The organism is Enterobacter sp. MEB024, assembly GCF_030209635.1.
Classification (GTDB): domain Bacteria; phylum Pseudomonadota; class Gammaproteobacteria; order Enterobacterales; family Enterobacteriaceae; genus Enterobacter; species Enterobacter ludwigii.
In genome coordinates this window covers 319,493-344,797 of sequence record NZ_JARVRQ010000005.1, presented here as the reverse complement: position 1 = coordinate 344,797, position 25,305 = coordinate 319,493, and the positions used below count along the sequence as shown (strand labels likewise).

General features: G+C 55.1%; 23 protein-coding genes and 3 tRNA genes. 11 read left to right on the top strand and 15 right to left on the bottom strand.

Annotated elements, in window-relative coordinates; genetic code table 11:
• Positions 1-41 precede the first annotated feature (41 nt).
• The 8 genes from QRN24_RS11240 to syd form a co-directional block, all read right to left on the bottom strand.
• Entirely contained in the window at positions 42-1,187 is a 1,146-nt protein-coding gene (locus QRN24_RS11240) for a glycerate kinase (protein WP_284942716.1), read from the bottom strand.
• Between the two features lie 77 nt (positions 1,188-1,264).
• Positions 1,265-2,602, bottom strand: coding sequence for a glucarate dehydratase (gene gudD, locus QRN24_RS11235; RefSeq protein WP_284942715.1), 1,338 nt, complete (start codon positions 2,600-2,602; stop codon positions 1,265-1,267).
• A 15-nt stretch (positions 2,603-2,617) separates the two neighbouring features.
• Entirely contained in the window at positions 2,618-3,958 is a 1,341-nt protein-coding gene (locus QRN24_RS11230; RefSeq protein ID WP_284942714.1) for an enolase C-terminal domain-like protein, read from the bottom strand.
• Entirely contained in the window at positions 3,958-5,313 is a 1,356-nt protein-coding gene (locus tag QRN24_RS11225; protein WP_020883799.1) for an MFS transporter, read from the bottom strand. Before QRN24_RS11225 ends, QRN24_RS11230 begins: the two co-directional genes overlap by 1 nt.
• Positions 5,314-5,685: 372 nt before the next feature.
• A complete protein-coding gene (locus tag QRN24_RS11220; RefSeq protein WP_014171421.1) occupies positions 5,686-6,135 on the bottom strand; it encodes a flavodoxin in 450 nt (149 codons plus the stop codon).
• Between the two features lie 15 nt (positions 6,136-6,150).
• A complete protein-coding gene (gene truC, locus QRN24_RS11215; protein ID WP_014171422.1) occupies positions 6,151-6,936 on the bottom strand; it encodes a tRNA pseudouridine(65) synthase TruC in 786 nt (261 codons plus the stop codon).
• A complete protein-coding gene (locus QRN24_RS11210; RefSeq protein WP_047956040.1) occupies positions 6,933-7,262 on the bottom strand; it encodes a YqcC family protein in 330 nt (109 codons plus the stop codon). The genes truC and QRN24_RS11210 overlap by 4 nt, the downstream gene beginning before the upstream one ends.
• Positions 7,263-7,892: 630 nt before the next feature.
• On the bottom strand, positions 7,893-8,438 hold the full coding sequence (gene syd / locus QRN24_RS11205) for a SecY-interacting protein (protein ID WP_032678878.1): 546 nt from the start codon (positions 8,436-8,438) through the stop codon (positions 7,893-7,895).
• Positions 8,439-8,507: 69 nt separating this feature from the next.
• Between syd and queF the strand changes: the two genes are divergently transcribed.
• The 5 genes from queF to xni all read left to right on the top strand — a co-directional run bounded on the left by queF (position 8,508) and on the right by xni (position 14,943).
• Positions 8,508-9,350 carry an NADPH-dependent 7-cyano-7-deazaguanine reductase QueF gene (gene queF, locus QRN24_RS11200; RefSeq protein WP_020883795.1) on the top strand — a complete coding sequence of 281 codons (843 nt, stop codon included), beginning with the start codon at positions 8,508-8,510 and terminating at the stop codon, positions 9,348-9,350.
• Between the two features lie 116 nt (positions 9,351-9,466).
• Positions 9,467-10,831, top strand: coding sequence for a nucleotide 5'-monophosphate nucleosidase PpnN (ppnN, locus tag QRN24_RS11195; protein ID WP_014171428.1), 1,365 nt, complete (start codon positions 9,467-9,469; stop codon positions 10,829-10,831).
• 515 nt (positions 10,832-11,346) lie between these two features.
• On the top strand, positions 11,347-12,642 hold the full coding sequence (locus tag QRN24_RS11190; protein ID WP_020883794.1) for an HAAAP family serine/threonine permease: 1,296 nt from the start codon (positions 11,347-11,349) through the stop codon (positions 12,640-12,642).
• A 65-nt stretch (positions 12,643-12,707) separates the two neighbouring features.
• Positions 12,708-14,075, top strand: coding sequence for an L-serine ammonia-lyase (locus tag QRN24_RS11185; protein WP_032680378.1), 1,368 nt, complete (start codon positions 12,708-12,710; stop codon positions 14,073-14,075).
• A 112-nt stretch (positions 14,076-14,187) separates the two neighbouring features.
• Entirely contained in the window at positions 14,188-14,943 is a 756-nt protein-coding gene (xni, locus tag QRN24_RS11180) for a flap endonuclease Xni (protein ID WP_284942713.1), read from the top strand.
• A gap of 57 nt (positions 14,944-15,000) precedes the next feature.
• Here xni and rlmM read toward each other — a convergent pair whose 3' ends face one another.
• The 4 genes from rlmM to QRN24_RS11160 all read right to left on the bottom strand — a co-directional run bounded on the left by rlmM (position 15,001) and on the right by QRN24_RS11160 (position 18,023).
• The gene (gene rlmM / locus QRN24_RS11175) at positions 15,001-16,101 is read right to left on the bottom strand and encodes a 23S rRNA (cytidine(2498)-2'-O)-methyltransferase RlmM (protein ID WP_025203351.1); all 1,101 of its coding nucleotides are present in this window, start codon (positions 16,099-16,101) and stop codon (positions 15,001-15,003) included.
• Positions 16,094-16,489, bottom strand: a complete 396-nt coding sequence (locus QRN24_RS11170; protein WP_008499646.1) for a DUF423 domain-containing protein — start codon at positions 16,487-16,489, stop codon at positions 16,094-16,096. The genes rlmM and QRN24_RS11170 overlap by 8 nt, the downstream gene beginning before the upstream one ends.
• 39 nt (positions 16,490-16,528) lie before the next feature.
• Positions 16,529-17,446, bottom strand: coding sequence for a glycine cleavage system transcriptional regulator GcvA (gene gcvA, locus QRN24_RS11165; protein ID WP_014171433.1), 918 nt, complete (start codon positions 17,444-17,446; stop codon positions 16,529-16,531).
• A 349-nt stretch (positions 17,447-17,795) separates the two neighbouring features.
• Positions 17,796-18,023: a YgdI/YgdR family lipoprotein gene (locus QRN24_RS11160; RefSeq protein ID WP_003862759.1), complete on the bottom strand. Its 228-nt coding sequence runs from the start codon at positions 18,021-18,023 to the stop codon at positions 17,796-17,798.
• Between the two features lie 202 nt (positions 18,024-18,225).
• On the opposite strand from QRN24_RS11160, the gene csdA reads away from it, so the two are divergent.
• Both csdA and csdE read left to right on the top strand, forming a co-directional pair.
• Positions 18,226-19,431 carry a cysteine desulfurase CsdA gene (csdA, locus tag QRN24_RS11155; RefSeq protein WP_284942712.1) on the top strand — a complete coding sequence of 402 codons (1,206 nt, stop codon included), beginning with the start codon at positions 18,226-18,228 and terminating at the stop codon, positions 19,429-19,431.
• Entirely contained in the window at positions 19,431-19,877 is a 447-nt protein-coding gene (gene csdE / locus QRN24_RS11150) for a cysteine desulfurase sulfur acceptor subunit CsdE (protein WP_284942711.1), read from the top strand. Before csdA ends, csdE begins: the two co-directional genes overlap by 1 nt.
• Here the strand turns inward: csdE and tcdA are convergent.
• Complete coding sequence (gene tcdA, locus QRN24_RS11145) at positions 19,868-20,674, bottom strand: tRNA cyclic N6-threonylcarbamoyladenosine(37) synthase TcdA (RefSeq protein ID WP_006811804.1); 807 nt, start codon at positions 20,672-20,674, stop codon at positions 19,868-19,870. The two genes, csdE and tcdA, sit on opposite strands and share 10 nt — an antisense overlap.
• A gap of 76 nt (positions 20,675-20,750) precedes the next feature.
• Positions 20,751-21,848 (bottom strand): murein transglycosylase A, encoded by a 1,098-nt coding sequence (mltA, locus tag QRN24_RS11140; protein WP_025203349.1) that lies wholly within the window; start codon positions 21,846-21,848, stop codon positions 20,751-20,753.
• A 209-nt stretch (positions 21,849-22,057) separates the two neighbouring features.
• On the opposite strand from mltA, the gene QRN24_RS11135 reads away from it, so the two are divergent.
• The 3 genes from QRN24_RS11135 (at position 22,058) to QRN24_RS11125 (ending at position 22,375) form a co-directional block, all read left to right on the top strand.
• Positions 22,058-22,134, top strand: a tRNA-Met gene (locus QRN24_RS11135).
• Positions 22,135-22,178: 44 nt separating this feature from the next.
• A tRNA-Met gene (locus tag QRN24_RS11130) sits at positions 22,179-22,255 on the top strand.
• Positions 22,256-22,298: 43 nt separating this feature from the next.
• A tRNA-Met gene (locus QRN24_RS11125) sits at positions 22,299-22,375 on the top strand.
• A gap of 88 nt (positions 22,376-22,463) precedes the next feature.
• Here the strand turns inward: QRN24_RS11125 and amiC are convergent.
• Positions 22,464-23,717: an N-acetylmuramoyl-L-alanine amidase AmiC gene (gene amiC, locus QRN24_RS11120; RefSeq protein ID WP_020883787.1), complete on the bottom strand. Its 1,254-nt coding sequence runs from the start codon at positions 23,715-23,717 to the stop codon at positions 22,464-22,466.
• Between the two features lie 227 nt (positions 23,718-23,944).
• Between amiC and argA the strand changes: the two genes are divergently transcribed.
• Positions 23,945-25,276, top strand: a complete 1,332-nt coding sequence (gene argA, locus QRN24_RS11115; protein ID WP_020883786.1) for an amino-acid N-acetyltransferase — start codon at positions 23,945-23,947, stop codon at positions 25,274-25,276.
• Positions 25,277-25,305: the final 29 nt, after the last annotated feature.

The window sequence follows — 25,305 nt, the reverse complement described above, 5'->3', positions numbered from 1 at the left end:
CCCTCTCCCGCCGGGAGAGGGCAAACAGGATTGCCCGCCGTTCAGAGCCTGAACGCCTGCCCCACTTTCAGTACTGCAGCGATATTGCGAGCGGCCATCCGCACATTGTCGCTGGCATTTTCCAGCGCGTCCTCCAGCGAACAGATGGTATAAATCACGCTGAATACCGCGTCGATGCCGTGATTATGTACCACCCCGACATCCGCCGTCAGGCTACCCGCAATACCGATGACCGGTTTATTAAAGCGTTTAGCCACCTTCGCGACGCCCACCGGCACTTTGCCGTGGATCGTCTGACTGTCGATGCGCCCTTCTCCCGTAATCACCAGATCGGCGTTAGCCACCTGTTCTGCCAGATGCAGCGCATCGGTGACAATCTCAATCCCCTGACGAAGCTGCGCACCGCAGAAAGCGTAGAGAGCCGCCCCCATCCCACCCGCCGCACCGCCGCCGGCAAGGTTGATGACGTCGATATCCAGATCCCGGGCAATGACCTGCGCGTAATGCGCCAGGGCGTTATCCAGGGTCACAATCATCTCCGGCGTGGCGCCTTTTTGCGGGCCAAAGACCGCGGATGCCCCTTCGTCTCCGGTGAGCGGATTAGTGACGTCACAGGCGACTTCAATCCGGCACTCCGCCAGACGTTTATCCAGCCCGCTCAGGTCGATACGGGCCAGTTTTGCCAGCTCGCCGCCCCCCTGTCCAAGGGGCTGCTCGTTGGTATCCAGCAGCTTTACCCCCAGCGCCTGCACCATGCCGGCACCGCCGTCATTGGTGGCACTGCCGCCAATACCAATAATAATATGCTTAACGCCCGCATCCAGCGCGTGCCGGATAAGCTCGCCGGTCCCCCAGGAGGTGGTAAGAAGGGGATTGCGTTGCGAAGGCGCGACCAGCTCCAGACCGCTTGCCGCCGCCATTTCAATAAACGCGCTCTGTTCGTCACCGGAGATGCCATAGAACCCGTCCACAGGCTCACCCAGCGGGCCTGAGACAGAGGCATGGACAATGTGCCCCTGCGTCGCCGCCACCATAGCTTCTACGGTACCTTCTCCACCATCGGCGACCGGCAATTTCACAAAGTCAGCCGCGGGGAAAATCTCGCGAAAACCCTGCTCAATCGCGGTGGCTACCTCAAGGGCGCTCAGGCTTTCCTTATACGAATCCGGTGCGATAACAATCTTCATAAGCCATCCTTACGCATAGTCATTACGTTAAGCATACACCACGTAAACGACCGCTCATGGGAGCGGTCCCAATGCGTTTATCGTACCATGCACGGACGTTTATTGTCGAATTTCCAGTCAGGTATCAAATATTGCATGGCCATCGCATCGTCGCGGGCCCCCAGGCCATGTTTTTGATACAGCTCGTGGGCTTTCATCACCTGATCCATATCCAGCTCAATGCCCAGACCCGGCGTGGTTGGCACCTGCACCATGCCTCCTTTGATCTCAAACGGCTCTCTGGTCAGACGCTGATTACCTTCCTGCCAGATCCAGTGGGTATCGATAGCAGTGATCGTGCCCGGTGCAGCAGCGGCCACGTGGGTGAACATCGCCAGCGAGACATCAAAGTGGTTATTGGAGTGCGAGCCCCAGGTCAGGCCAAATTCATGACACATCTGTGCCACACGCACCGACCCCTGCATCGTCCAGAAGTGGGGGTCTGCCAGCGGAATATCGACAGACTGTAACGACAGGGTGTGCCCCATCTGACGCCAGTCGGTGGCAATCATATTGGTCGCGGTGGGTAAACCGGTGGCGCGACGGAATTCCGCCATCACTTCACGGCCCGAGAAGCCCTGCTCAGCCCCGCACGGATCTTCCGCGTACGCCAGCACGCCTTTCAGTTGTTTACCAATGCGGATAGCTTCATCCAGAGACCAGGCACCGTTCGGGTCGAGCGTGACGCGTGCCTGCGGGAAACGTTTTGCCAGTGCGGTAATGGCTTCCGCCTCCTGTTCACCCACAAGCACGCCGCCCTTCAGTTTGAAATCGTTGAAGCCATATTTTTCGTACGCGGCTTCCGCCAGGCGCACCACCGCATCCGGTGTCATCGCGTCTTCGTGGCGGAGTCGGTACCAGTCACATTTTTCATCCGCCTGGTTCTGGTACGGCAGCGGCGTCAGCGTGCGGTCGCCAACGAAGAACAGATAGCCCAGCATTTCCACTTCACTGCGCTGCTGACCTTCGCCCAGCAGCGACGCAACGTTAACGCCCAGGTGTTGGCCCAGCAGATCCAGCATCGCGGCTTCGATACCGGTGACCACGTGAATGGTGGTTCGCAGGTCGAAGGTTTGCAGACCACGACCGCCGGCATCACGGTCAGCGAAGGTGCTTCGCACGGTATTGAGGATATTTTTATATTCGCCCAGCGTTTTTCCCACCACCAGCGGAGCGGCCTCTTCCAGCGTTTTGCGGATCTTCTCACCACCGGGGATTTCGCCCACGCCGGTATGCCCGGAGTTATCTTTGATAATGACAATATTGCGGGTGAAAAACGGCGCATGCGCTCCGCTCAGGTTCATCAACATGCTGTCATGGCCGGCGACCGGAATGATCTGCATGGCAGTGACTACAGGGGTAGTAAAAGTACTCATCGTTCAATCCTTTTATCAGTGACGTCCAAAAACAGGGCGCTTACGATCAAATGTCCAGCCGGGGATCAGGTACTGCATCGGCCCCGCGTCGTTACGCGCGCCGCCTGGCAGTTTTTTATACGCCTCATGCGCGTGATGAACCTGATCCCAGTCAAGCTCAACGCCCAGCCCCGGTGCATCTGGTACGGCAATCTTGCCATTTTTGATTACCAGCGGTTCTTTCGTCAGGCGGGCTTCTCCCTCCTGCCAAATCCAGTGGGTATCAATGGCGGTCGGGTTGCCCGGAGCCGCCGCGCCAACGTGCGTAAACATCGCCAGCGAAATGTCGAAATGGTTGTTGGAGTGACAACCCCAGGTCAGTCCCCAGTCGTCGCAGAGCTGTGCGACGCGAACGGCACCTGAGAGTGTCCAGAAATGCGGGTCCGCCAGCGGAATATCGACCGCGTTCAGCATCACCGCGTGGCCCATTTCACGCCAGTTGGTGGCGATCATATTGGTGGCCACCGGCAGACCGGTGGCACGCCGGAATTCCGCCATCACTTCACGACCGGAGAAGCCCTGCTCGGCCCCGCATGGGTCCTCCGCGTAGGTCAACACGTCGTCCAGCCCTTTGCATAAGGCAATGGCCTCATCCAGTAGCCATGCACCGTTCGGATCCACCGTGATGCGCGCATCCGGGAAGCGTTTTTTGAGCACGCGGGCAGTTTCAATCTCCTGCTCGCCGGGCAATACGCCGCCTTTCAGCTTGAAATCTTTAAATCCGTAGCGATCCTGCGCGGCTTCCGCCAGCCGAACCACCGCCTCACCGGAAAGCGCCTCCTGGTGACGCAGGTGATACCACTCGTGGTCGCCAGGGGAATGCGCCAGATAAGGCAGGTCGGTTTTGTTGCGATCGCCAACGTAAAACAGATAACCGAGCACCGTCACCGCGTCGCGCTGTTTTCCTGGCCCCAGCAGTTCGCAGACCGGGACCTTCAGCGCCTTACCCAGTAAATCAAGCAGAGCAGCCTCTAGCGCGGCGACAGCGTTGACGCGCAGTTCGAACGTCCAGGCGCCTTTACCGAACGTGTCAAAGTCTGCCGACTGATTGCCCTTATGCACCCGCTGCACCACGTTATTGAGGCGAGCGACCTCCTTCCCGACGACCAGCGGAATGGCGTCTACCAGCGTCTGGTGGATAACCTCGCCACCCGGCGCTTCCCCAACGCCGGTGTGGCCCGCGGAGTCCGTCAGCACCACGATATTACGGGTAAACCAGGCGTTATGTGCGCCACCGATGTTGAGCAGCATACTGTCCTGTCCGGCCACCGGTATGACCTTCATGTCGGTAATCACCGGGCTTGATTGAGTCGTCATCAGCCGCGCTCCACTACAGGTTTAAGTTCCACGCGCTTGATATCACCCACCAGAACCAGGTAGCTCAGGACCGCCACCAGCGCGTGTACGCCAACGTAAATCAGCGCGCCGTTGAAGGAGCCGGTGGTTCCCACGATGTAGCCGATGGCAATGGGGGTCACAATCCCGGAGATGTTGCCAAACATATTGAACAGTCCACCGCTCAGGCCGCTGATCTCTTTCGGTGCGGTATCCGCCATGACCGCCCAGCCGAGGGCACCGATCCCTTTACCGAAGAAGGCCATCGCCATAAAGCCAATAATCATCCACTCAGCGCTGACGTAGTTACAGAACACCATGGTCATGGAGAGCAGCATGCCGAGCACAATCGGCGTTTTACGCGCGATATTCAAAGAGCCTGTACGACGCATCAGCCAGTCGGAAATCACGCCCCCCAGCACACCCCCTACAAAACCGCAGATAGCCGGGACTGACGCCACAAAGCCCGCTTTCAGGATCGACATCCCGCGCGCCTGCACCAGGTAAACCGGGAACCAGGTGATGAAGAAGTAAGTTAAGGCGTTAATGCAATACTGGCCCAGATAGATGCCGATCATCATGCGCGAGCCGACGAGCTGTTTGATCTGCGCCCATTTCTGGCTGAACGGCACTTTTGCTTTTGCCGATTTCTGATCCATGTTGATCAGCGCCCCGCCTTCAGCAATGTACTCCAGCTCTTTTTTATTCACGCCGGGATGCTGGTTAGGTTCGTGGATCACTTTCAGCCAGACGAAGCTAATGATGATCCCAAGCCCACCCATAAAGAAGAAGACATGTGACCAGCCCACTTCATGCGTCAGCCAGCCCATAATGGGGGCAAAGATCACCGTCGCAAAGTATTGCGCAGAGTTAAAAATTGCCACCGCCGTTCCCCTCTCCTGCGCCGGGAACCACGCCGCCACAATACGGCTGTTACCGGGGAAGGAAGGTGCTTCGGCTAAGCCCACCAGGAAGCGCAGGGTGAAGAGCGCAACGATGATGCCAAATCCGTTGAACACATCGACGAAGCCCTGCAACAGGGTAAATGCCGACCAGATGAAGATGGACCAGAAATAGACGCGTTTGGAGCCAAAACGATCAAGCAGCCAGCCGCCAGGAATTTGGCCGATAACGTAGGCCCATGAAAATGCGGAGAAAACGTAGCCCATGCCAACCGGATCAAGACCGATGTCTTTTGCCATTTCAGAACCGGCAATCGACAGCGTGGCACGGTCACCATAGTTAAAGGATGTGACGATAAACAGCATCACCACTATCCAGTAGCGCGCATTTGTGCGCTTCTCAGCGCTGCTCGCCGCGTGGCTTAATGTACTCATTGTTGCACTCCTGAATCCAGGCTCTCGCCAGTTCATTCTGTACAGCACCGGTAGGGTAACCAGAATGAGGGTTAGTATTTGGCAGTTTTGGTACGGCTTGATGCCGTTTTATAGTGCGCACTGCCTTTTTGATGACTGACCGGAAAAGTATAGGGAGAAGTGCCTCTGTCCCTCACCGTGCATGAACACAACATTGAGGGGTCAATGAGAAGTTGTTTGGGGCATAAGCCCAAAGCAGTGGAAGGTAGTTCACGGAATTCGCCGGAAGGCGGGAGAAAAGCAAAACGGTAACCGACGTTACCGTTTTGTGTTTGCGCTCGCGCCACGTGGGCGCGGGGGCCCGGGTATGCGAAGGGCTGCCCGGCCAGAGGGTTATTTAAGCAGCGTGGCCCAGTGTTCAACCCACGGGTTCGATTCACTCTCTGGCTCAGGGTGTTCACCGGCATCAATCAGCAGCATTTCACCGACGCGTTGCGCGCTCTGTTCCTGCAAAAGCGCATCGAACTGCTTACCGCCACCACAGAAATTGGCGTAAGAACTGTCGCCCAGAGCAATGATGCCGTAGTGAACATCTGGCTGATAGCCAAGCTGATCCTTGATTGCCTGGAAAAGCGGCACGATGCTGTCCGGCAGATCGCCCTGCCCGGTAGTGGAGGTAACCACCAGAATGTATTTATCTTTGTACTTTTCCCAGTCTGCCAGTTCCGGGTCTTCATAGACCGTGGCTTTATGGCCCTGACCTGCGAGTATCGCCTCAGCCTCTTCTGCTACCAGCAGCGAGTTGCCGTACATTGTGCCGACAAAAATGCCCACTTCAGCCATGATGTATTTCCTTGATTATTGCGCTTGCTGTTCATCCTGAACGTTGCCCGATACAAACTCAACCCTTTCATTTTCGGGGAGTTGCCCCAGCCAGCCAAACTGTGACAGCGCCTGCATCCAGACGTTGTCCAGCCCCGCATGGAGAGTCAGCGGTTCGCCGGTAAACGGGTGCGTCAGGCTCAGTTCACTGGCATGCAGCATCAGGCGGTCGCAGCCAAAATGTTCGGCAGCACTGCGGTTCTGGCGCAAATCGCCGTGCTTGCTGTCACCAATAATCGGATGACGCAGGTGTTTCAGGTGACGGCGGAGCTGGTGTTTGCGCCCGGTTTTGGGCAACAGCTCAACCAGACTGTAGCGGGTGGTCGGAAACTTGCTGGTTGCCACCGGCATTTCCGTGGTCGCCATGCCGCGGTAATCCGTCACGGCAGGCTGCGGGCCTTTGTCATCGCGGGCAAATTTATCGGCAATCTTGTCCAGCTCTTCCACCAGCGGATAATCGAGCGTGGCGCTCTCCGTCAGCCAGCCACGAACGATCGCGTGGTAGCGTTTCTGGATCTGGTGCTGTTCAAACTGCTGCGACAGCAGGCGGCCCGCTTCGCTGGAAAGCCCCATCAGCAACACACCGGAGGTTGGCCTGTCGAGACGATGAGCCGTAAAGACGTGCTGACCAATCTGGTCGCGCACGGTTTGCATCACCACCACTTTTTCATCGCGGTCCAGCCAGCTTCGGTGCACCAGCCAGCCAGACGGTTTGTTTACCGCGACCAGCCACTCATCCTGATAGAGGATCTCAAGCGTCATGCATCTTCACCGGCAAACACAGCATCCAGCTTTTCCAGCTCAATCAGCATGACATCGCGCGTAGGGTGGGTCGCGTCCAGCGCCATTTCATAATAAGGCGCAACAGCGAACGCCTGCGGCAGCGGGTGGCCGCCGTCGAGCAGCGCGTGCATGCGCGGAATTAATACCCACTGGAGCCATTCGAACGGTGCCAGCGTATCCAGACAGAACGGCTGAGTGCTTGCGAAGGCTTCTGGCTGCGGCGCGGTCTCCTGCCACAGCTGATGTTGGCGCAATAATGCCTCGATGGCGTGCAACCGGGCACGAACGCTATCGTGTTGCGTCATAGTAACCTCAACTGAAAAAGTGAACGGCGCGCAGCATAGCATTGCAGGAGACAGAAATAAAAAAAGGGAGCACTGTAAAAACAGTGCTCCCGGTTCGTTCCGCAGCAATCCAGCTACAATTCGTGCTCCCTGCTCATCCGTGACAACTTTTCCTGAAGCCCGAAGGCCTGGTCATCCTTCACCTTGTGCATCCTGCTCACATCGTCCTGATGTGTTTGTTTCATCCTGAAACGTCCTGGCCATCCTGACCCACCGACCATCCTGACCGGCTCTCATTCTCCCTTCCTGGAGGTGTCCCTTACGCATCCTGCGCGATCCTTTTGCTTCATCCTGAAGCCTTCCTGCAGCGTCATCCTGACGTGTTCCTGGTGAGAAACGCCATCATCCTGATGTTCGTTTCTCGTGTCGGCATCCTGTCGACACAACTAGAATCCGCTATTCTGCTTCGTCTTACAACCCATGCTGGCAGCGCTGTAAGCCGTGCCGTGCCCCCCTGGACGCGGCGATAGCTCATTAACATATTGAAAAATAGAGTAATGTTAATCTTAATTAAATAAGGCAATACTGAATGATCCAGCGATCTCTCACAACTCTGTAAGAGATCTCTCACACGCGCGATAGCATCGTGGATTACAGAAGTGGCTCAAGTCGGGTGAGGAATTCCGCAAGTGAGGGGGCGAGAGTCTCGCGATTGCGGGTACCGATGGTCTCTTTAACCACTTCACCAGACAGGTTGCAGACTGAGATAACGTCCAGTTCACTGTCCAGCGTGGCAATAAAGAGCGTCGGAGAAAGCTTAAGGCGTTTTTGCGTGACCAGATGACCAATCAGGTTTTCCTGAACACGCTGCAGATCGTCTTCACTCCAGGTCTGCAACAGCGTCAGCGTGATACCAGCAAATCGCGCAGGCATATCCCCTGCAAATTGCGTGGTATAAAACGCGTGAACCGCTGGTTGTACCACAATGTCCATTGCCCGTTCAACCGCATTTACATTTTGCTCACCCGTCGGGGGTTGCGGTTGCCAGATAACGTAATCATCCGGAGAAGAGATAATACATGGCGAAGGTACACCATATAAGTCAGTGCTTTGCGGCCATGTGCCGTGCGTTTCATGCCATGCATCGCAATAGCGGGTCGTGAAGGCAGTGAGGGCATTTGCAGTTTCGATGTCCACCGATTTCTCTCTTCTTGTAAGACAGGATAAACTCAGCCCATAAGTGTACCTGTAAAGTGGCTATGAAACATGTCTTACGAAAATCATCAGGCGTTAACGGGCTTAACGCTGGGTAAATCGACCGATTACCGCGACACCTACGATGCAAGCCTGCTGCAGGGCGTACCGCGCAGTCTGAATCGCGATCCTCTGGGCCTGCGCGCTGACGCGCTGCCGTTTGTTGGCGGTGATATCTGGACGCTCTACGAGCTTTCCTGGCTCAACGCCCGCGGTCTGCCGCAGGTCGCAGTGGGCCATGTTGAACTGGATTATGCCAGCCAGAACCTGGTGGAATCCAAAAGCTTTAAGCTCTATCTCAACAGCTTTAACCAGACCAAATTCGACAGTCAGGAAGAAGTTCAGCATACCCTGGAGCGGGATTTAAGCGCCTGCGCACAGGGCAAGGTGAGCGTGTCACTCTATCGTCTGAATGAGCTGGAAGGGCAGCCTGTTGCCCACTTCAACGGCACCTGCATCGATGATCAGGATATCGCAGTGGATAATTACGAATTCAGTACCGATTACCTCGAAAATGCGGCAAGCGGAAAGACCGTTGAAGAGACGCTGGTAAGTCATTTACTGAAATCCAACTGCCTGATCACCCATCAGCCGGACTGGGGCTCCGTGCAGATCCAGTATCGCGGTCCGAAGATTGACCGGGAAAAACTGCTGCGCTACCTGGTGTCGTTCCGCCATCACAACGAATTCCACGAGCAGTGCGTGGAGCGCATCTTTAATGATATTCAGCGTTTCTGTCATCCCGAAACGTTAAGCGTTTATGCGCGCTACACCCGCCGTGGTGGTCTGGATATCAATCCATGGCGCACCAACACGGACTTTGTGCCTGCCACCGGCCGTCTTGTACGCCAGTAACCTAAATATTTTCGCAATATGCGCGGTCTATTCCGCGCTTTAGGTTGTGAAACGTCGTAAGCCAGGGCTATTGTAATCAACAGGGAAAGACGATAATCGTCCCGTAAGGAGCTCACTTGATTACACATATTAGCCCTCTTGGCTCAATGGATATGTTGTCGCAGCTGGAAGTGGACATGCTTAAACGCACGGCCAGCAGCGATCTTTATCAATTGTTTCGTAACTGTTCACTTGCCGTACTGAACTCCGGAAGCCTGACCGACAACAGTAAAGAGCTGCTGTCCCGCTTCGAAAGCTTTGATATCAACGTGCTGCGCCGCGAGCGTGGCGTGAAACTTGAAGTGATCAACCCGCCGGAAGAGGCCTTTGTGGACGGGCGCATCATTCGCTCCCTTCAGGCCAACCTGTTTGCCGTGCTGCGTGACATCCTGTTTGTTAACGGGCAGATCCACAACGCAGGCCGCTTCCAGCATCTCGACCTGGAAAGCTCGGTACATATCACCAATCTGGTGTTCTCCATTTTACGTAACGCCCGCGCCCTGCACGTGGGCGAAGCCCCTAATATGGTCGTCTGCTGGGGTGGTCACTCGATTAACGAAACCGAATATCTCTATGCCCGTCGGGTAGGAAACCAGCTCGGCCTGCGTGAGCTGAATATCTGTACCGGCTGTGGTCCCGGGGCGATGGAAGCGCCGATGAAAGGCGCGGCAGTGGGACACGCTCAGCAGCGTTACAAAGAAGGGCGCTTTATCGGCATGACCGAGCCGTCGATCATCGCCGCTGAGCCACCTAACCCGCTGGTTAACGAACTGATTATTATGCCGGATATCGAGAAGCGCCTTGAGGCGTTTGTCCGTATCGCCCACGGGATAATCATCTTCCCGGGCGGCGTGGGAACCGCAGAAGAGCTGCTCTACCTGCTGGGTATTCTGATGAACCCGGCTAACAAAGATCAGGTTCTGCCGTTGATCCTGACCGGGCCGAAAGAGAGCGCTGACTACTTCCGCGTACTGGACGAGTTTATCGTGCATACGCTGGGTGAAACCGCGCGTCGTCACTATCGCATCATCATTGACGATGCGGCAGAAGTGGCGCGTCAGATGAAAAAAGCGATGCCGCTGGTTAAAGAGAACCGTCGCGACACCGGAGATGCCTACAGCTTTAACTGGTCAATCCGCATCGCGCCGGACCTGCAGATCCCGTTCGAACCCTCGCACGAAAACATGGCCAACCTGAAACTGTACCCGGACCAGCCGGTAGAAGTCCTGGCTGCCGACCTGCGACGCGCCTTCTCCGGCATCGTGGCGGGTAACGTGAAAGAGATGGGTATCCGTGCTATCGAGAAGTATGGTCCGTATAAGATCCATGGCGATCGCGAAATGATGCGCCGCATGGATGACATGCTGCAGGGCTTTGTTGCCCAGCACCGCATGAAGCTACCCGGGTCGGCGTACATTCCTTGCTACGAAATCTGCACGTAACATTTTCACTCTCCTGATAAAAGCCGGGTCACGATGCTGTGGGGCCCGGCTTTTTTTATTACCGAAACCACTCATAGATATTGCTTATACCTTTTACAAACTCTGACGCCACGCAAACGATTACCTCGTTTTTACAACCGTAAATTATCAGCCTTAAACTAAATTACCTGCCAGAAAATCCTAAAAACCCATTTCTTTACAGCGTAAGACACCTATCTTCGCAGGTTCTCTTTTAGCTCACATGTTGTTGATGGTAGCCTTCGCGCCCGTAAATCCTATCCGATGTTTTTTTAATAGATAAATGGTCTAAAGATGCCCACATCAAAAGTGGATTATTGCAATTGGGATCGGGATCACTGATAGATTCATAACGAGAATGTATCTTTCCGCCCGCCAATAGTTACGGGCGAAAATTATTAAAAAACCGTCACTGAACGAATTTCATATTACCGTCAGGCACTTTTTCATCGGATTTGACTACAAACCTGACAATTTGCTTCCTCCAGGAGATACAGATGGAAACCACTCAAACCAGCACCGTTGCTTCGATTGAATCCCGAAGTGGTTGGCGCAAATCAGATACCATGTGGATGCTTGGCCTTTACGGCACAGCTATCGGCGCTGGTGTATTATTCCTTCCTATTAACGCAGGCGTCGGCGGTCTGATTCCGCTGATCATCATGGCTATCATTGCCTTCCCGATGACCTACTTTGCGCACCGCGGCCTGACCCGCTTCGTGCTGTCCGGTAAAAATCCTGGCGAAGACATTACTGAAGTCGTTGAAGAACATTTTGGCGTGGGCGCAGGTAAACTGATTACCCTGCTCTACTTCTTCGCGATTTACCCCATTTTGCTGGTTTACAGCGTTGCAATCACTAACACCGTTGAAAGCTTCATGCTGCACCAGCTGCACATGACGCCACCACCGCGTGCCATTCTGTCTCTGATCCTGATTGTGGGCATGATGACCATTGTCCGTTTCGGTGAGCAGATGATCGTGAAAGCGATGAGCATCCTGGTGTTCCCGTTTGTGGCTGCACTGATGGTACTGGCGCTGTATCTGATTCCACAGTGGCACGGTGCCGCGCTGGAAACGCTCTCCCTGAGCAGCGCATCTGCAACCGGTAACGGCCTGCTGATGACCCTGTGGCTGGCGATCCCGGTGATGGTATTCTCCTTTAACCACTCACCGATCATCTCCTCCTTCGCAGTGGCGAAGCGTGAAGAGTACGGCGACGGTGCAGAGAAGAAGTGCTCCAGCATCCTGGCGCGTGCACACATCATGATGGTGCTGACCGTTATGTTCTTCGTCTTCAGCTGTGTACTGAGCCTCTCCCCGGCGGATCTGGCGGCAGCGAAAGAGCAGAACATCACCATTCTGTCTTACCTGGCGAACCACTTTAACGCACCGGTCATCGCGTGGATGGCACCTATCATCGCGATCATCGCCATTACCAAATCCTTCCTCGGCCACTACCTGGGCGCACGTGAAGGCTTCAACGGTATGGTGATTAAATCTCTGCGCGGTAAAGGCAAGAGCATTGAAGTCAACAAACTGAACAAGATGACCGCGCTGTTCATGCTGGTCACCACCTGGGCAGTTGCCACGCTGAACCCAAGCATCCTGGGCATGATTGAAACCCTGGGCGGCCCGGTTATCGCGATGATTCTGTTCCTGATGCCGATGTACGCGATTCAGAAAGTACCTGCAATGCGCAAGTACAGCGGTCAGATTAGCAATATCTTCGTGGTTATCATGGGGCTTATCGCTATCTCCGCAATCTTCTACTCCCTGTACACCATGTTCTGATTATCACCCGCGCCGTCTCAGGACGGCGCACTCCTCCCCCTCTGACTGAAAGCAATGGACGCATCATGATTAGCGTATTCGATATTTTCAAAATCGGTATTGGTCCTTCCAGCTCTCACACCGTCGGACCAATGAAAGCCGGTAAGCAGTTCACGGATGACTTGATTGCGCGCGGCATTTTGCACGACGTAACCCGCGTGGTTGTCGATGTGTACGGCTCTCTCTCCCTGACAGGTAAGGGCCACCATACTGATATCGCCATTATCATGGGCCTGGCAGGAAACCTGCCGGATACCGTTGATATTGATGCGATCCCTGGTTTCATCCAGGACGTCAATACCCACGGTCGCCTGCTGCTGGCAAATGGCGAACATGAAGTGGAATTCCCGGTTGATCATTGCATGAATTTCCATGCTGACAACCTGTCACTGCACGAAAACGGAATGCGTATTACCGCGCTGGCAGGTGACAAAGCGGTATACAGCCAGACTTACTACTCTATCGGCGGCGGGTTTATCGTCGACGAAGACCACTTTGGTGAAACCAGCACATCCTCCGTTGACGTGCCTTATCCGTACAAAACCGCGGCGGATCTTCAGCGTCACTGCCAGGAAACGGGTCTCTCCCTTTCCGGCCTGATGATGAAAAACGAGCTGGCCTTGCACAGCAAAGCGGAACTGGAACAGCACTTCACCAACGTCTGGGAAGTCATGCGCGGCGGTATCGAACGTGGGATCACTACCGAAGGCGTTCTGCCCGGTAAGCTTCGCGTACCACGCCGTGCGGCAGCGCTGCGTCGTATGCTCGTGAGCACCGACAAAACGACCACGGACCCTATGGCGGTCGTTGACTGGATCAATATGTTCGCGCTGGCGGTAAACGAAGAGAACGCTGCGGGTGGCCGCGTGGTGACAGCACCGACTAACGGCGCCTGCGGTATCGTTCCGGCAGTACTGGCGTACTACGACAAGTTTATCCGCGAAGTGAACGCCAACTCGCTGGCACGCTACCTGCTGGTCGCCAGTGCGATTGGTTCACTGTACAAGATGAACGCCTCCATTTCCGGTGCAGAAGTAGGCTGTCAGGGTGAAGTTGGCGTCGCCTGCTCCATGGCTGCGGCGGGTCTGGCAGAACTGCTGGGCGCAAGCCCGACACAGGTCTGTATTGCGGCTGAAATCGGCATGGAACATAACCTGGGCTTGACCTGCGACCCGGTTGCCGGACAGGTACAGGTGCCTTGCATCGAGCGTAACGCCATCGCCTCCGTGAAGGCGGTCAACGCCGCACGTATGGCGCTGCGTCGTACCAGTGAACCGCGCGTTTGCCTCGATAAAGTTATCGAAACCATGTACGAAACAGGTAAAGATATGAACGCCAAATACCGCGAAACATCTCGCGGCGGCCTGGCGATGAAGATCGTGACCTGCGATTAAGCCTTTCAGGAAGCCTCGTTTTGCGAGGCTTCTTCCTGTTTTCCCCACCGCACATAGTTTCCCACCGCTGACAATGTTACCCTTCCCCCATTAAACAGAAGGGAGATTGTCTGTGGCTGTTCATTTGCTTATCGTCGATGCGCTCAACCTCATTCGCCGGATCCATGCGGTGCAAGGTACGCCCTGTAAGGACACGTGTCTGCACGCGCTGGAGCAACTTATCCGCCATAGCGAACCGACCCATGTGGTTGCCGTTTTTGATGACGAAGCGCGTAACAGCGGCTGGCGACACCAGCGCCTTCCCGACTATAAGGCCGGGCGCGCACCAATGCCTGACGATCTGCATGCCGAAATGCCGGCCATTCGCGCCGCCTTTGAACAGCGCGGCGTTCCCTGCTGGGGAGCCTATGGCAATGAAGCCGATGATCTGGCCGCCACGTTAGCCGTCAAGGTCGCGAGCGCCGGACATCAGGCCACCATCGTCTCAACCGATAAAGGCTACTGCCAGCTGCTTTCGCCCACCGTCCGCATCCGCGATTACTTCCAGAAGCGCTGGCTTGATACCCCCTTTATCGCCAGTGAGTTTGGCGTCTCGCCGGAACAACTTCCTGACTACTGGGGGCTGGCCGGAATAAGTAGCTCGAAGGTTCCGGGAGTGGCAGGCATCGGGCCGAAGAGTGCCGCCCAACTGCTGACGGATTTTCAGAGTCTGGAAGGGATTTACGCCAGGCTGGACGAGGTCCCGGAAAAATGGCGCAAAAAGCTGGAGGCGCATAAAGAGATGGCCTTTATCTGCCGGGATGTGGCGACGTTACAGACGGATTTACAGCTGGACGGGAACTTGCAGCAGTTGCGCTTAGAACGTTAAATCGTTTTCAGATGAATCGCCCGGCAAGCAAAACGCCACCGGGCAATGTAACGCGTATTATCGCTCGTCGCGACGTCCGCCGACAGCAGCCCACCAGCGACGAATATGCACCGTCACTTCTTCGCGGTCGTGATACAGCTGGCGCGCCTGAATCTCCACGTTAATGCCGTGCTCATCCATTTGCGCCTGGATATAGGCCAGGTTTTGCGAGACTTCCTCATAGCGCTTTTTCATCGGCAGCTTGAGGTTAAAGATAGTCTCACGGCACCAGCCGTTCACCAGCCAGGAGGCCATCAGCGCGGCCACTTTTGCCGGCTTCTCAACCATATCGCACACCATCCAGGAGATGTTGTTGCGGGTGGGACGATAGCGGAAACCATCTTCACGCAGCCAGGTGACCTGTCCGGTATCCATCAGGCTCTGGGCCATCGGGCCGTTATCAACCGAAGAGACCCACATGTTGCGTTTCACCAGTTGATAGGTCCAGCCGCCCGGACACGCGCCGAGATCGACCGCGTACATGCCGTTCGCCAGACGCTCATCCCACTCATCCGCCGGGATAAACACGTGGAACGCCTCTTCCAGCTTCAGGGTCGAACGGCTTGGCGCATCTGAAGGGAATTTCAGCCGCGGAATGCCCATGAAGAAGGGAGAATTGTTATTGGTGTAGGAGTAACCCGTATAGCAGCAGCCGGGGGCGATAAAGAATATATGCACCACCGGACGTTTTGGTGTTTCGTAGTTTGTCAGCACGCCTGCGTCACGCAGTGCAGCGCGCAGCGGTACGGTGAACTTACGGCAGAACTTCATCAGCTCTTTGCTTTCGTTGGTGTCCGCGACTTCAACACGCAGCTCGCCACCCTTTTCCACGACGCCCTGCAGCATACCCACAACCGGCGTGATGCGGTCTTCCGGCGGAAGATCTTTTAGCAGTTCACCGGCGACAAACATCTGGCGAGCGAAGATCAGTGAGCTGAACGGCAGCTCACGCGCCAGTTTATCCGCATCCTCAGGCTGATAGCACTCGAATACGACGTAGCCGGCATTATCTTTAACGCGTGCAAAGCCAAAGACTTCGCGCTTCGCCGCTTTATCAGTAATTTCCGCGGCGCACTCTTTCTCAAACCCCGGGCGACAATATAAAACAACCTTATTCATGAACAACGCCCTTGCGTTTCAGACGGATGGCTCCGATAAACATTAATACCCAACCTGCCAGGAAGCTGACGCCGCCGACAGGTGTAACAAACGCCCACAGGCGTAAATGCGAAAGCGCCAGGCAGTACAGACTACCGCTGAACAACACGGTGCCTAACGCCAGGAATACGCTGCTCCAGTAAAACCAGATGCTGATGCGGCGCTGCATTGCCACCGCCAGCCCAAAAATCGCCAGCGTGTGGAATGCCTGGTATTCAAGGCCGGTCTGGATCCAGCCCATTTCTACCGCCCCCAACGACTTGCTTAATACATGTGCGCCAAAGGCGCCCAGTGCAACAAAAATAAAGCCACTCACCGCGGCAAAAATCAGCATGAATCGGCTGGTCATGTTTAAATCCTAAAGTGATGCGTGCCCGGCACACAAAAGTTACTGTTCATACCTGAAGCGGAATTTTTCTTGCTCACTCGCCGCTTTCGCCAGAATCCACTGTCGGAAAGCGGCTATTTTACCCAGTTCTGCCTGACTGTCATGACAAACCAGATAAAACGCGTTCTTGCTGACCAGCACATCATTAAATGGACAAACCAGACGGCCTGCCTCAATTTCGGACTGCGCCATGACGTTATTTGCCAACGCCACGCCTTGCCCGTGAATGGCAGCCTGTAACACCATTGCGCTGTGGCTAAAAATGGGGCCCTGCTGCACGTTTATATGATTAAGACCTAATTGACGGGTATAAGTTTGCCAGTCACGGCGAGAAGCATCATGTAAAAGCGTATGTCGCGCCAGGTCAGCGGGGGTCTTCAGCGCCTTTTCGCCCGTTAAGAGCAGCGGTGAACAGACCGGCAGCAGATATTCTGCGTATAATTTTTCGACACGCAAGCCAGGCCAGTTACCGCGGCCATAAAAAATGGCGACGTCCACATCATCGGCCAGCTTGTCTTCCTGACGGTCCACCGCCTGGATTCGAACGTCGATTCCCGGATAAGCTGAGTTAAAGCTTGTGAGTCTTGGCACCAGCCACTGAATGGCAAAACTGGGTAATAAACTTACCGTCAGCGCGCCTTTTGCACTGCGGGCCTGCAGCTTGCGCGTGGCTTCCGTGAGCTGGGAAAAAATCTCTTTAATATCCTGAAAATAGCTCTGCCCCTCTTCGGTCAACAGTAACGAACGGTTGCGCCGACGGAACAGCTTAAGGCCCAGGAAATCCTCCAGAGACTTGATTTGGTGACTTACTGCGGCCTGTGTCACAAAAAGCTCATCGGCTGCGCGCGTGAAACTCAGGTGACGTGCTGCTGCATCAAAAACACGTAATGCATTTAGGGGTGGCAATCGCTTCGACATGGTTATCTGGCTTAGATGTTAACGAGATTTAACAAACAGGAAACAATGTTTAACCTATTAGTTTTTTTTATCTGAGCCATTATAATTTGTCCGTTGAGGAACTACCAGCAAATACCTATAGTGGCGGCACTTCCTGAGCCGGAACGAAGAGCTTTTTTCGGAATGCGTGTTCTGAAGGGCTTTTGGCTTACGGTTGTGATGTTGTGTTGTTGTGTTTGCAATTGGTCTGCGATTCAGACCACGGTAGCAACGCTACCAATTTTTCACTTCCTGTACATTTACCCTGTCTGTCCATAGTGATTAATGTAGCACCGCCAATTTGCGGTGCTTTTTTTTCGCCTGCGATCGATTAATGCTCGATTTCTTTCATTTCCTTCACGTCAGTGCGATTAATCTGCTGCTTGTTCCCGTTCGCATCTTTATACGAAATCATACCGGTGTCGTTATCGGTTGTCGGTTTCCCTTCAGAGACGATAGAACGGCCATCGTTAGTATGCATTACGTAGTTGTTACCGGAACAGGCGCTCAGGGCAAAGGTCAACGCACAGGCAGAGATAATGGCGGCTGTCTTTTTCATGCTTATTCTCCTTTAGCAATTAATGCTATTCAAACATCGATTTATAACAGGCTTAAACATTCACCTAACCTTATTTAGCATAACCTGCTTTTTCAGAGTCGCCAGGATAAGTGAGGATTAGCAGACAAATCTGATAGATATCAACCTCCTTGCCCTGCCGATGAAATTGCGCGACGATCTCACTATTGAGATGAGGAATTCCATGAACGCTTTCAGTCCCGCGCAGTTTCGCGCACAGTTCCCGGCGCTGGCCGATGCCGATATTTACCTTGATAGCGCTGCCACCGCCCTTAAGCCTCAGGCAGTCATTGAGGCGACGCAGCAGTTCTACAGCCTGAGCGCCGGGAACGTGCACCGTAGCCAGTTTGCCGAAGCACAGCGATTAACCGCGCGCTATGAAGCCGCACGCGATCAGGTCGCACGCCTGATCAACGCCGAAAGCGGGAAAAACATCGTCTGGACGCGAGGCACAACTGAAGCCATTAACATGGTAGCCCAGTGCTATGCGCGCCCGCGGCTTAAGCCCGGTGATGAAATTATTGTCAGCGAGGCAGAACACCACGCCAACCTGGTTCCGTGGCTGATGGTGGCTGAGCAAACGGGCGCGCGCATTGTGAAACTGCCGCTGGGTGCAGATCTTCTGCCAGACGTAGCGCGCTTATCTGAGTTCATTACCCCCCGCAGCCGCATTCTGGCTCTCGGACAAATGTCGAACGTCACAGGGGGTTGCCCGGATCTGGCTCTGGCTATCGACGTGGCCCACGCCAACGACATGGTGGTGATGGTCGACGGAGCCCAGGGCGTGGTGCATTTCCCCGCTGATGTACAAAAGCTGGGTATTGATTTTTATGCCTTCTCAGGACATAAGCTGTACGGCCCAACCGGGATCGGGGTGCTGTACGGAAAACCGGCCCTGCTGGCGCAAATGACGCCGTGGCTTGGGGGAGGCAAAATGATCACCGAAGTGACCTTTGAGGGCTTTAAAACTCAGGATGTCCCTTACCGTCTGGAAGCCGGAACGCCGAACGTCGCAGGCGTCATCGGCCTGAGTGCCGCGCTTGAATGGCTGGCTGAAACGGATATCGCTCAGGCAGAACGCTGGAGCCGGGGTCTGGCGACGCTTGCAGAAGAAGCGCTGCAGAAACGTCCGGGTTTTCGATCGTTCCGCGTGCAGGACTCAAGCCTGCTGGCCTTTGATTTTGCCGGCGTTCATCATAGCGATATGGTTACGCTGCTTGCCGGGTATGGCATTGCCCTGCGTGCCGGCCAGCACTGCGCGCAACCATTACTGGCCGCGCTGGGTGTTAGCGGTACGCTGCGTGCGTCGTTTGCGCCGTATAATACGCAAAGCGATGTGGATGCGCTGGTTGATGCCGTTGACCGCGCCCTTGAAATACTGGTGGATTAATGACGAGTTCAGCGTTAGCCGAACATCCGTTTGGCACGGTCATCACAGAAGAGACCTTAAAACAGACTTTCGCCCCGCTGTTGCAATGGGAAGACAAATATCGCCAGCTGATCCTGCTCGGCAAGCAGTTGCCGGCGCTGTCAGACGAACGCAAAGCGCAGGCGAAAGAGATTTCCGGCTGCGAGAACCGCGTCTGGCTGGGATGCACGGTATCCGGTGAAAAACTGCATTTCTTTGGCGACAGCGAAGGACGTATCGTTCGCGGGCTGCTGGCGGTACTGTTAACCGCCGTGGAAGGGAAAAGCGCGGCGGAGCTGCTGACGTACTCGCCGCTGGCATTGTTCGATGAGCTGGGGCTACGGGCGCAGCTCAGCGCCTCGCGCGGTCAGGGCCTGGTCGCACTCAGTGAGGCGGTACAGGATGCCGCGCGTCAGGCTCAGGCCTGACGTTCCGCCTTCGCCATCATTTTCTTCAGGGCGTGAGAGACGGCTACAAAGCCGAAAGAGGCGGTCACCATAGTGGCCGCGCCAAAGCCTGAGGCACAATCCATCCTTTTTGGCCCTTCCGCCGTGCTTTTCATCGCACACACCGAACCGTCAGCCTGCGGGTAGACTAAGGCTTCAGTCGAAAAGACACAGTCAACGCCCAGCTTGCCTTTACTGTTTTTCACGACGTTAAAATCGCTTTTTAAGCGCTCGCGCAGCTTGGCCGCCAGCGGGTCCTGAATCGTCTTTGCCAAATCGGCCACCTGAATCTGCGTGGGATCGATTTGCCCGCCAGCCCCCCCGGTGGTAACCAGAGGAACCTTGTAACGCCGACAGTAGGCAATCAACGCCGCTTTTGGACGCACGCTGTCGATCGCGTCGATGACATAGCTGTAGCCTTTACTCATGTATTCGGCGACGTTATCTGCCGTCACAAAGTCATCGATCACCGTCACGCGGCATTCCGGGTTAATCAGGCGAATACGCTCCGCCATCACCTCAGATTTCGCCAGCCCGACGTTATCGCGCAGGGCATGGATTTGACGGTTGGTGTTGGTGACGCAAACGTCATCCATATCAATCAGCGTGATCGCGCCAATGCCGGTTCTCGCCAGCGCTTCCGCCGCCCAGGAGCCAACACCGCCAATCCCCACGACGCAGACATGCGCATCCGCAAACAGCTGCAGGGCTTTTTCACCATATAGACGTGCCGTGCCGCCAAAACGCTGACGCCAGGCATCGCTGATTACTACAGACATAAAACCTCAGATGTCAAAAGGGTGAGGTTATTCCTCACCCTTCTCTGTTAATTCAGTACGACTCAGAATACCACAATCAGCCGCTGAATACGTTACCGCTGCCAGGGGCTGCCTTGAGCACCCATACGCGCCCATAGTGGTTATACCAGCCTGCACGGTGCCCCGCATCCGGGCCAATGCCCTGATAAATATCGAAGTGCTGACCTTTAATCGCACCGCCGACATCCAGCGCGACCATCAGACGTAGCTCGTACTGACCGTTAAATTTGCCGTTGTTATCCAGTAGAGGCACTTCCGCCAGCAGCGTGGTGCCCGCAGGAATAATAGAACGATCCGAAGCTACCGAGGCGCGGCCAATCAGTGGAACGGCACTCGCCCCTTTCACTGGCGCAAAGTTTTGCGGTTTAAAGAAGACAAACGACGGGTTCTGTTCCAGCAGCTCACGCACTTCGGCTTCGCTGTGTTTTTCACCCCACTCGCGGATCGCCTGCATCGACATGTCTTCTTTTTTCACTTCGCCTCTGTCGATCAGCACTTTACCAATGCTGCGATAGGCATGACCGTTTTTACCGGAATAACTGAAGAAGTTCAGGGGGGAGCCATCGCCAAAGTCGATATAGCCGCTGCCCTGAACATCCATGATGAAGTTGTCCATCAGCGAGTTGCTGTAGGCCAGAACGTAGTTTTCGCTCAGCGCACCGGAGTAGATCTCAGCGCGGGACGGCAGACGACCGCGTTTAGGCGGCATTCGGTAAATGGGATACTGGAACTCGCCCTGACGCGTGTGTCGCGCCTGGATAACCGGGGTGTAGTAGCCGGTAAACTGGACGTTGCCATAGTTGTCCGCCCCTTCCATCTGCCAGGCGTCGATACCAAACTGGCGCATATTGCGCGTATCACCGCCCGCGCGCAGCCAGTCCTGTACCGCGTTATAAACGCTGCTCTGTGAGCCATACAGACGTGGCGACGCGTTGCGGATCTGGTAAACCTGCTCGGAAAAGTCTCCGGCGTTGATCGGTGCGCCAACGGCATCAGGTTGATTAACTAAAGAGAAAGGCTGGGATAGCTTCCCGTCTTTATACTGTTGACCGCGATCGGTCGGTTTAGAAGAGCAGGCCGCAAGAATGGCTACCATTGCCCCTGTCATTAGATACTTCGCCCAACGTCCTTTCATTATATCTCGTCTTTAAGTTGCCCATTACCGCGTGATGAAGATAACAAACCCACTGTTCTAAAGAAACGGAATCACATGCCCTTTGGCAAATTCTGAGCAAAAAATAGTCCAAATATCGCAACGCCGTTCAATTTACATACAAAGTTAATGATTTATGTGAAAAAGGGGTTGCATCACAAACCTAACCGAGTATAGTGCGCTTCCACGGACGCGGGGTGGAGCAGCCTGGTAGCTCGTCGGGCTCATAACCCGAAGGTCGTCGGTTCAAATCCGGCCCCCGCAACCAATTAAAATTTGATGAAGTATCTTCTACGACAGTAGGAAGACGGACGCGGGGTGGAGCAGCCTGGTAGCTCGTCGGGCTCATAACCCGAAGGTCGTCGGTTCAAATCCGGCCCCCGCAACCAATCAAATTTGAAGAAGTATCTTCTACAAGAGTAGAAAGACGGACGCGGGGTGGAGCAGCCTGGTAGCTCGTCGGGCTCATAACCCGAAGGTCGTCGGTTCAAATCCGGCCCCCGCAACCAACACTTCTAAAAACAATAAACACCCTTCAGGGTGTTTTTTTGTATCTGCGGTGTGTGAAACTGCCGGGCGTTAACCCGGCGCACTCAACTACCCAAGCCTTGCCAGCGTCGCCCCATCTGAGAAATACGCCCGGATCCCTGCCAGAATCGACTCTGCCACTTCCTGCTGGAATTTTGCCGTCCTGAGCTTACGCTCCTCTTCCACGTTACTGATAAACGCGGTCTCGACCAGAATCGACGGAATATCCGGGGCCTTCAGCACCGCGAACCCGGCCTGTTCAACGCTGTTTTTGTGCAGCTTATTAACATTGCCTAGCTTGCCCAGCACCGCTTTACCAAATTTCAGGCTGTCGGTGATGGTCAGCGACTGCACCATATCAAACATGGTGTGGTCGACATAGCGGTCGCCACTTTTGCTCACGCCGCCGATCAGATCCGAGGCGTTCTGAGAGTCAGCCAGGAATCTTGCGGCGGTGCTGGTTGCCCCTTTAGTCGAGAGCGCAAACACCGACGAACCGCTCGGCTGGCGGCTGGTAAACGCATCGGCATGGATCGAGACGAACAAGTCTGCACGCTGCTTCTGGGCTTTCGCCACGCGGACTTTCAGTGGAATAAAGACATCTTCGTTTCGCGTCATATAGGCGCGCATATTGCCTTCTTTATCGATCAGCGCCTTCAGCCGGCGGGCGATTTGCAGCACCACATCTTTTTCCCGGGTACGATATTTCCCCACTGCGCCCGAGTCTTCGCCGCCATGACCAGGATCAAGCATGATCACAATCGGGCGATCGCGCCCTGCTTTTCCGGGCTGCGGACCGCTCTGGGCCGGTGGCACCTGCTTCTCCAGGTTGCCCTGGTTGTAGTCTTCCAGTAATGCCAGCAGCGGATCCTGAATATCCGTCGCATTCGCCGGATAGAGATCCATGACCAGACGCTCTTTGAACGTCGCAACAGGTGCCAGGGCAAACAGCTGCGGTTTAACGTTTTGCTTGAGCTCAAACACCATGCGCACGGTTTGCGGATCAAACTGACCCACGCGCGCCGATTTGATAAACGGATCGTCGCCGCGGATCTGCGCCGCCATTCCCTTAAGCACAGAGTTGAGGTTAACACCTTCGAGATCCACCACCACACGCTCAGGATTGCTGAGAGCAAATTGCTTATATTTCAGCACCCGATTGGATTCTACCGTGACGCGTGTATAGGTCGACGACGGCCAGACACGCACCGCCACCACCTGACTGGTGGCGGCAAGACCCACCTGGCTGACGCTAAGCAACCACATCGCCCCTGCCCCTTTTAACAACCGGCGGCGGCTTATTGCTGAATTGGATCCCGACATGCTTCTCCCGAGCAAGAAAAGTGATTGATTTACAAAATCGCTAAATTGACCGAAAACTTTAACGAATGACGCATAAACTGTCATCTATAAAAGGGTAAACATTCATACGCTAACGCACGGATTACTTATCAATTTCTGTGGGTCGCAGAAAATTTAGGCTTGCACACACGGCCACAATCGAATAAAAATACAGAAATTACGAATAAACATTCATTAAGGGTTGTGTCATGGTGAAGGAACGTAGAACCGAACTGGTCCAGGGATTCCGCCATTCTGTTCCCTATATCAACGCCCATCGGGGAAAAACGTTTGTCATCATGCTCGGCGGCGAAGCCATTGAGCATGAAAACTTTTCCAGCATCGTCAATGACATTGGCCTGCTGCACAGCCTCGGGATCCGCCTGGTTGTGGTGTATGGCGCGCGCCCGCAGATTGATGCCAACCTGGCCGCGCATCACCACGAGCCGATTTACCATAAACATACCCGCGTCACGGATGCGAAAACCCTTGAGCTGGTGAAACAGGCGGCGGGTCTGCTGCAGCTGGATATCACCGCTCGCCTGTCGATGAGCCTTAACAACACACCGCTGCAGGGCGCGCACATCAACGTTGTGAGCGGCAATTTTATCATCGCTCAGCCTCTCGGCGTGGACGATGGCGTGGACTATTGCCATAGCGGACGTATTCGTCGTATCGATGAAGAGGCCATTCACCGCCAGCTGGACAGCGGTGCCATCGTGCTGATGGGGCCTGTGGCAGTGTCCGTGACCGGTGAAAGCTTTAACCTCACCTCAGAAGAGATTGCCACTCAGTTGGCCATCAAGCTGAAGGCGGAGAAAATGATTGGGTTTTGCTCTTCCCAGGGCGTCGTGAATGATGAAGGGGTGATTGTGCCAGAGCTCTTCCCGAACGAGGCCCAGGCTCGCGTGGAAGCGCTGGAAGCCGAAGGGGATTACCACTCGGGTACCGTGCGTTTTTTGCGCGGTGCCGTGAAGGCCTGCCGCAGCGGCGTACGCCGTAGCCACCTGATCAGCTATCAGGAAGACGGTGCCCTGCTGCAGGAACTGTTCTCCCGCGATGGTATCGGCACCCAGATTGTGATGGAGAGCGCGGAGCAGATCCGTCGCGCCACCATCAATGATATCGGCGGAATTCTGGAGCTGATTCGCCCACTTGAACAGCAGGGCATTCTGGTTCGGCGCTCCCGCGAACAGCTGGAGATGGAGATCGACAAATTCACCATTATTCAGCGCGATAACCTGACCATTGCCTGCGCCGCTCTCTACCCGTTCCCGGAAGAGCAGATCGGAGAAATGGCCTGCGTGGCAGTGCATCCTGACTACCGGAGCTCTTCACGGGGTGAAATGCTGCTTGAGCGCGTGGCGGCTCAGGCGCGTCAGATGGGGCTGAACAAGCTGTTCGTGCTGACTACGCGCAGCATTCACTGGTTCCAGGAGCGCGGATTTACACCGGTGGACATTGAATCACTGCCGGAGAGTAAGAAAGAGATGTACAACTATCAGCGCCGGTCAAAAGTGCTGATGGCCGATCTGGGATAATACGAAGCCCTCACCACCCGGTGGGGGCT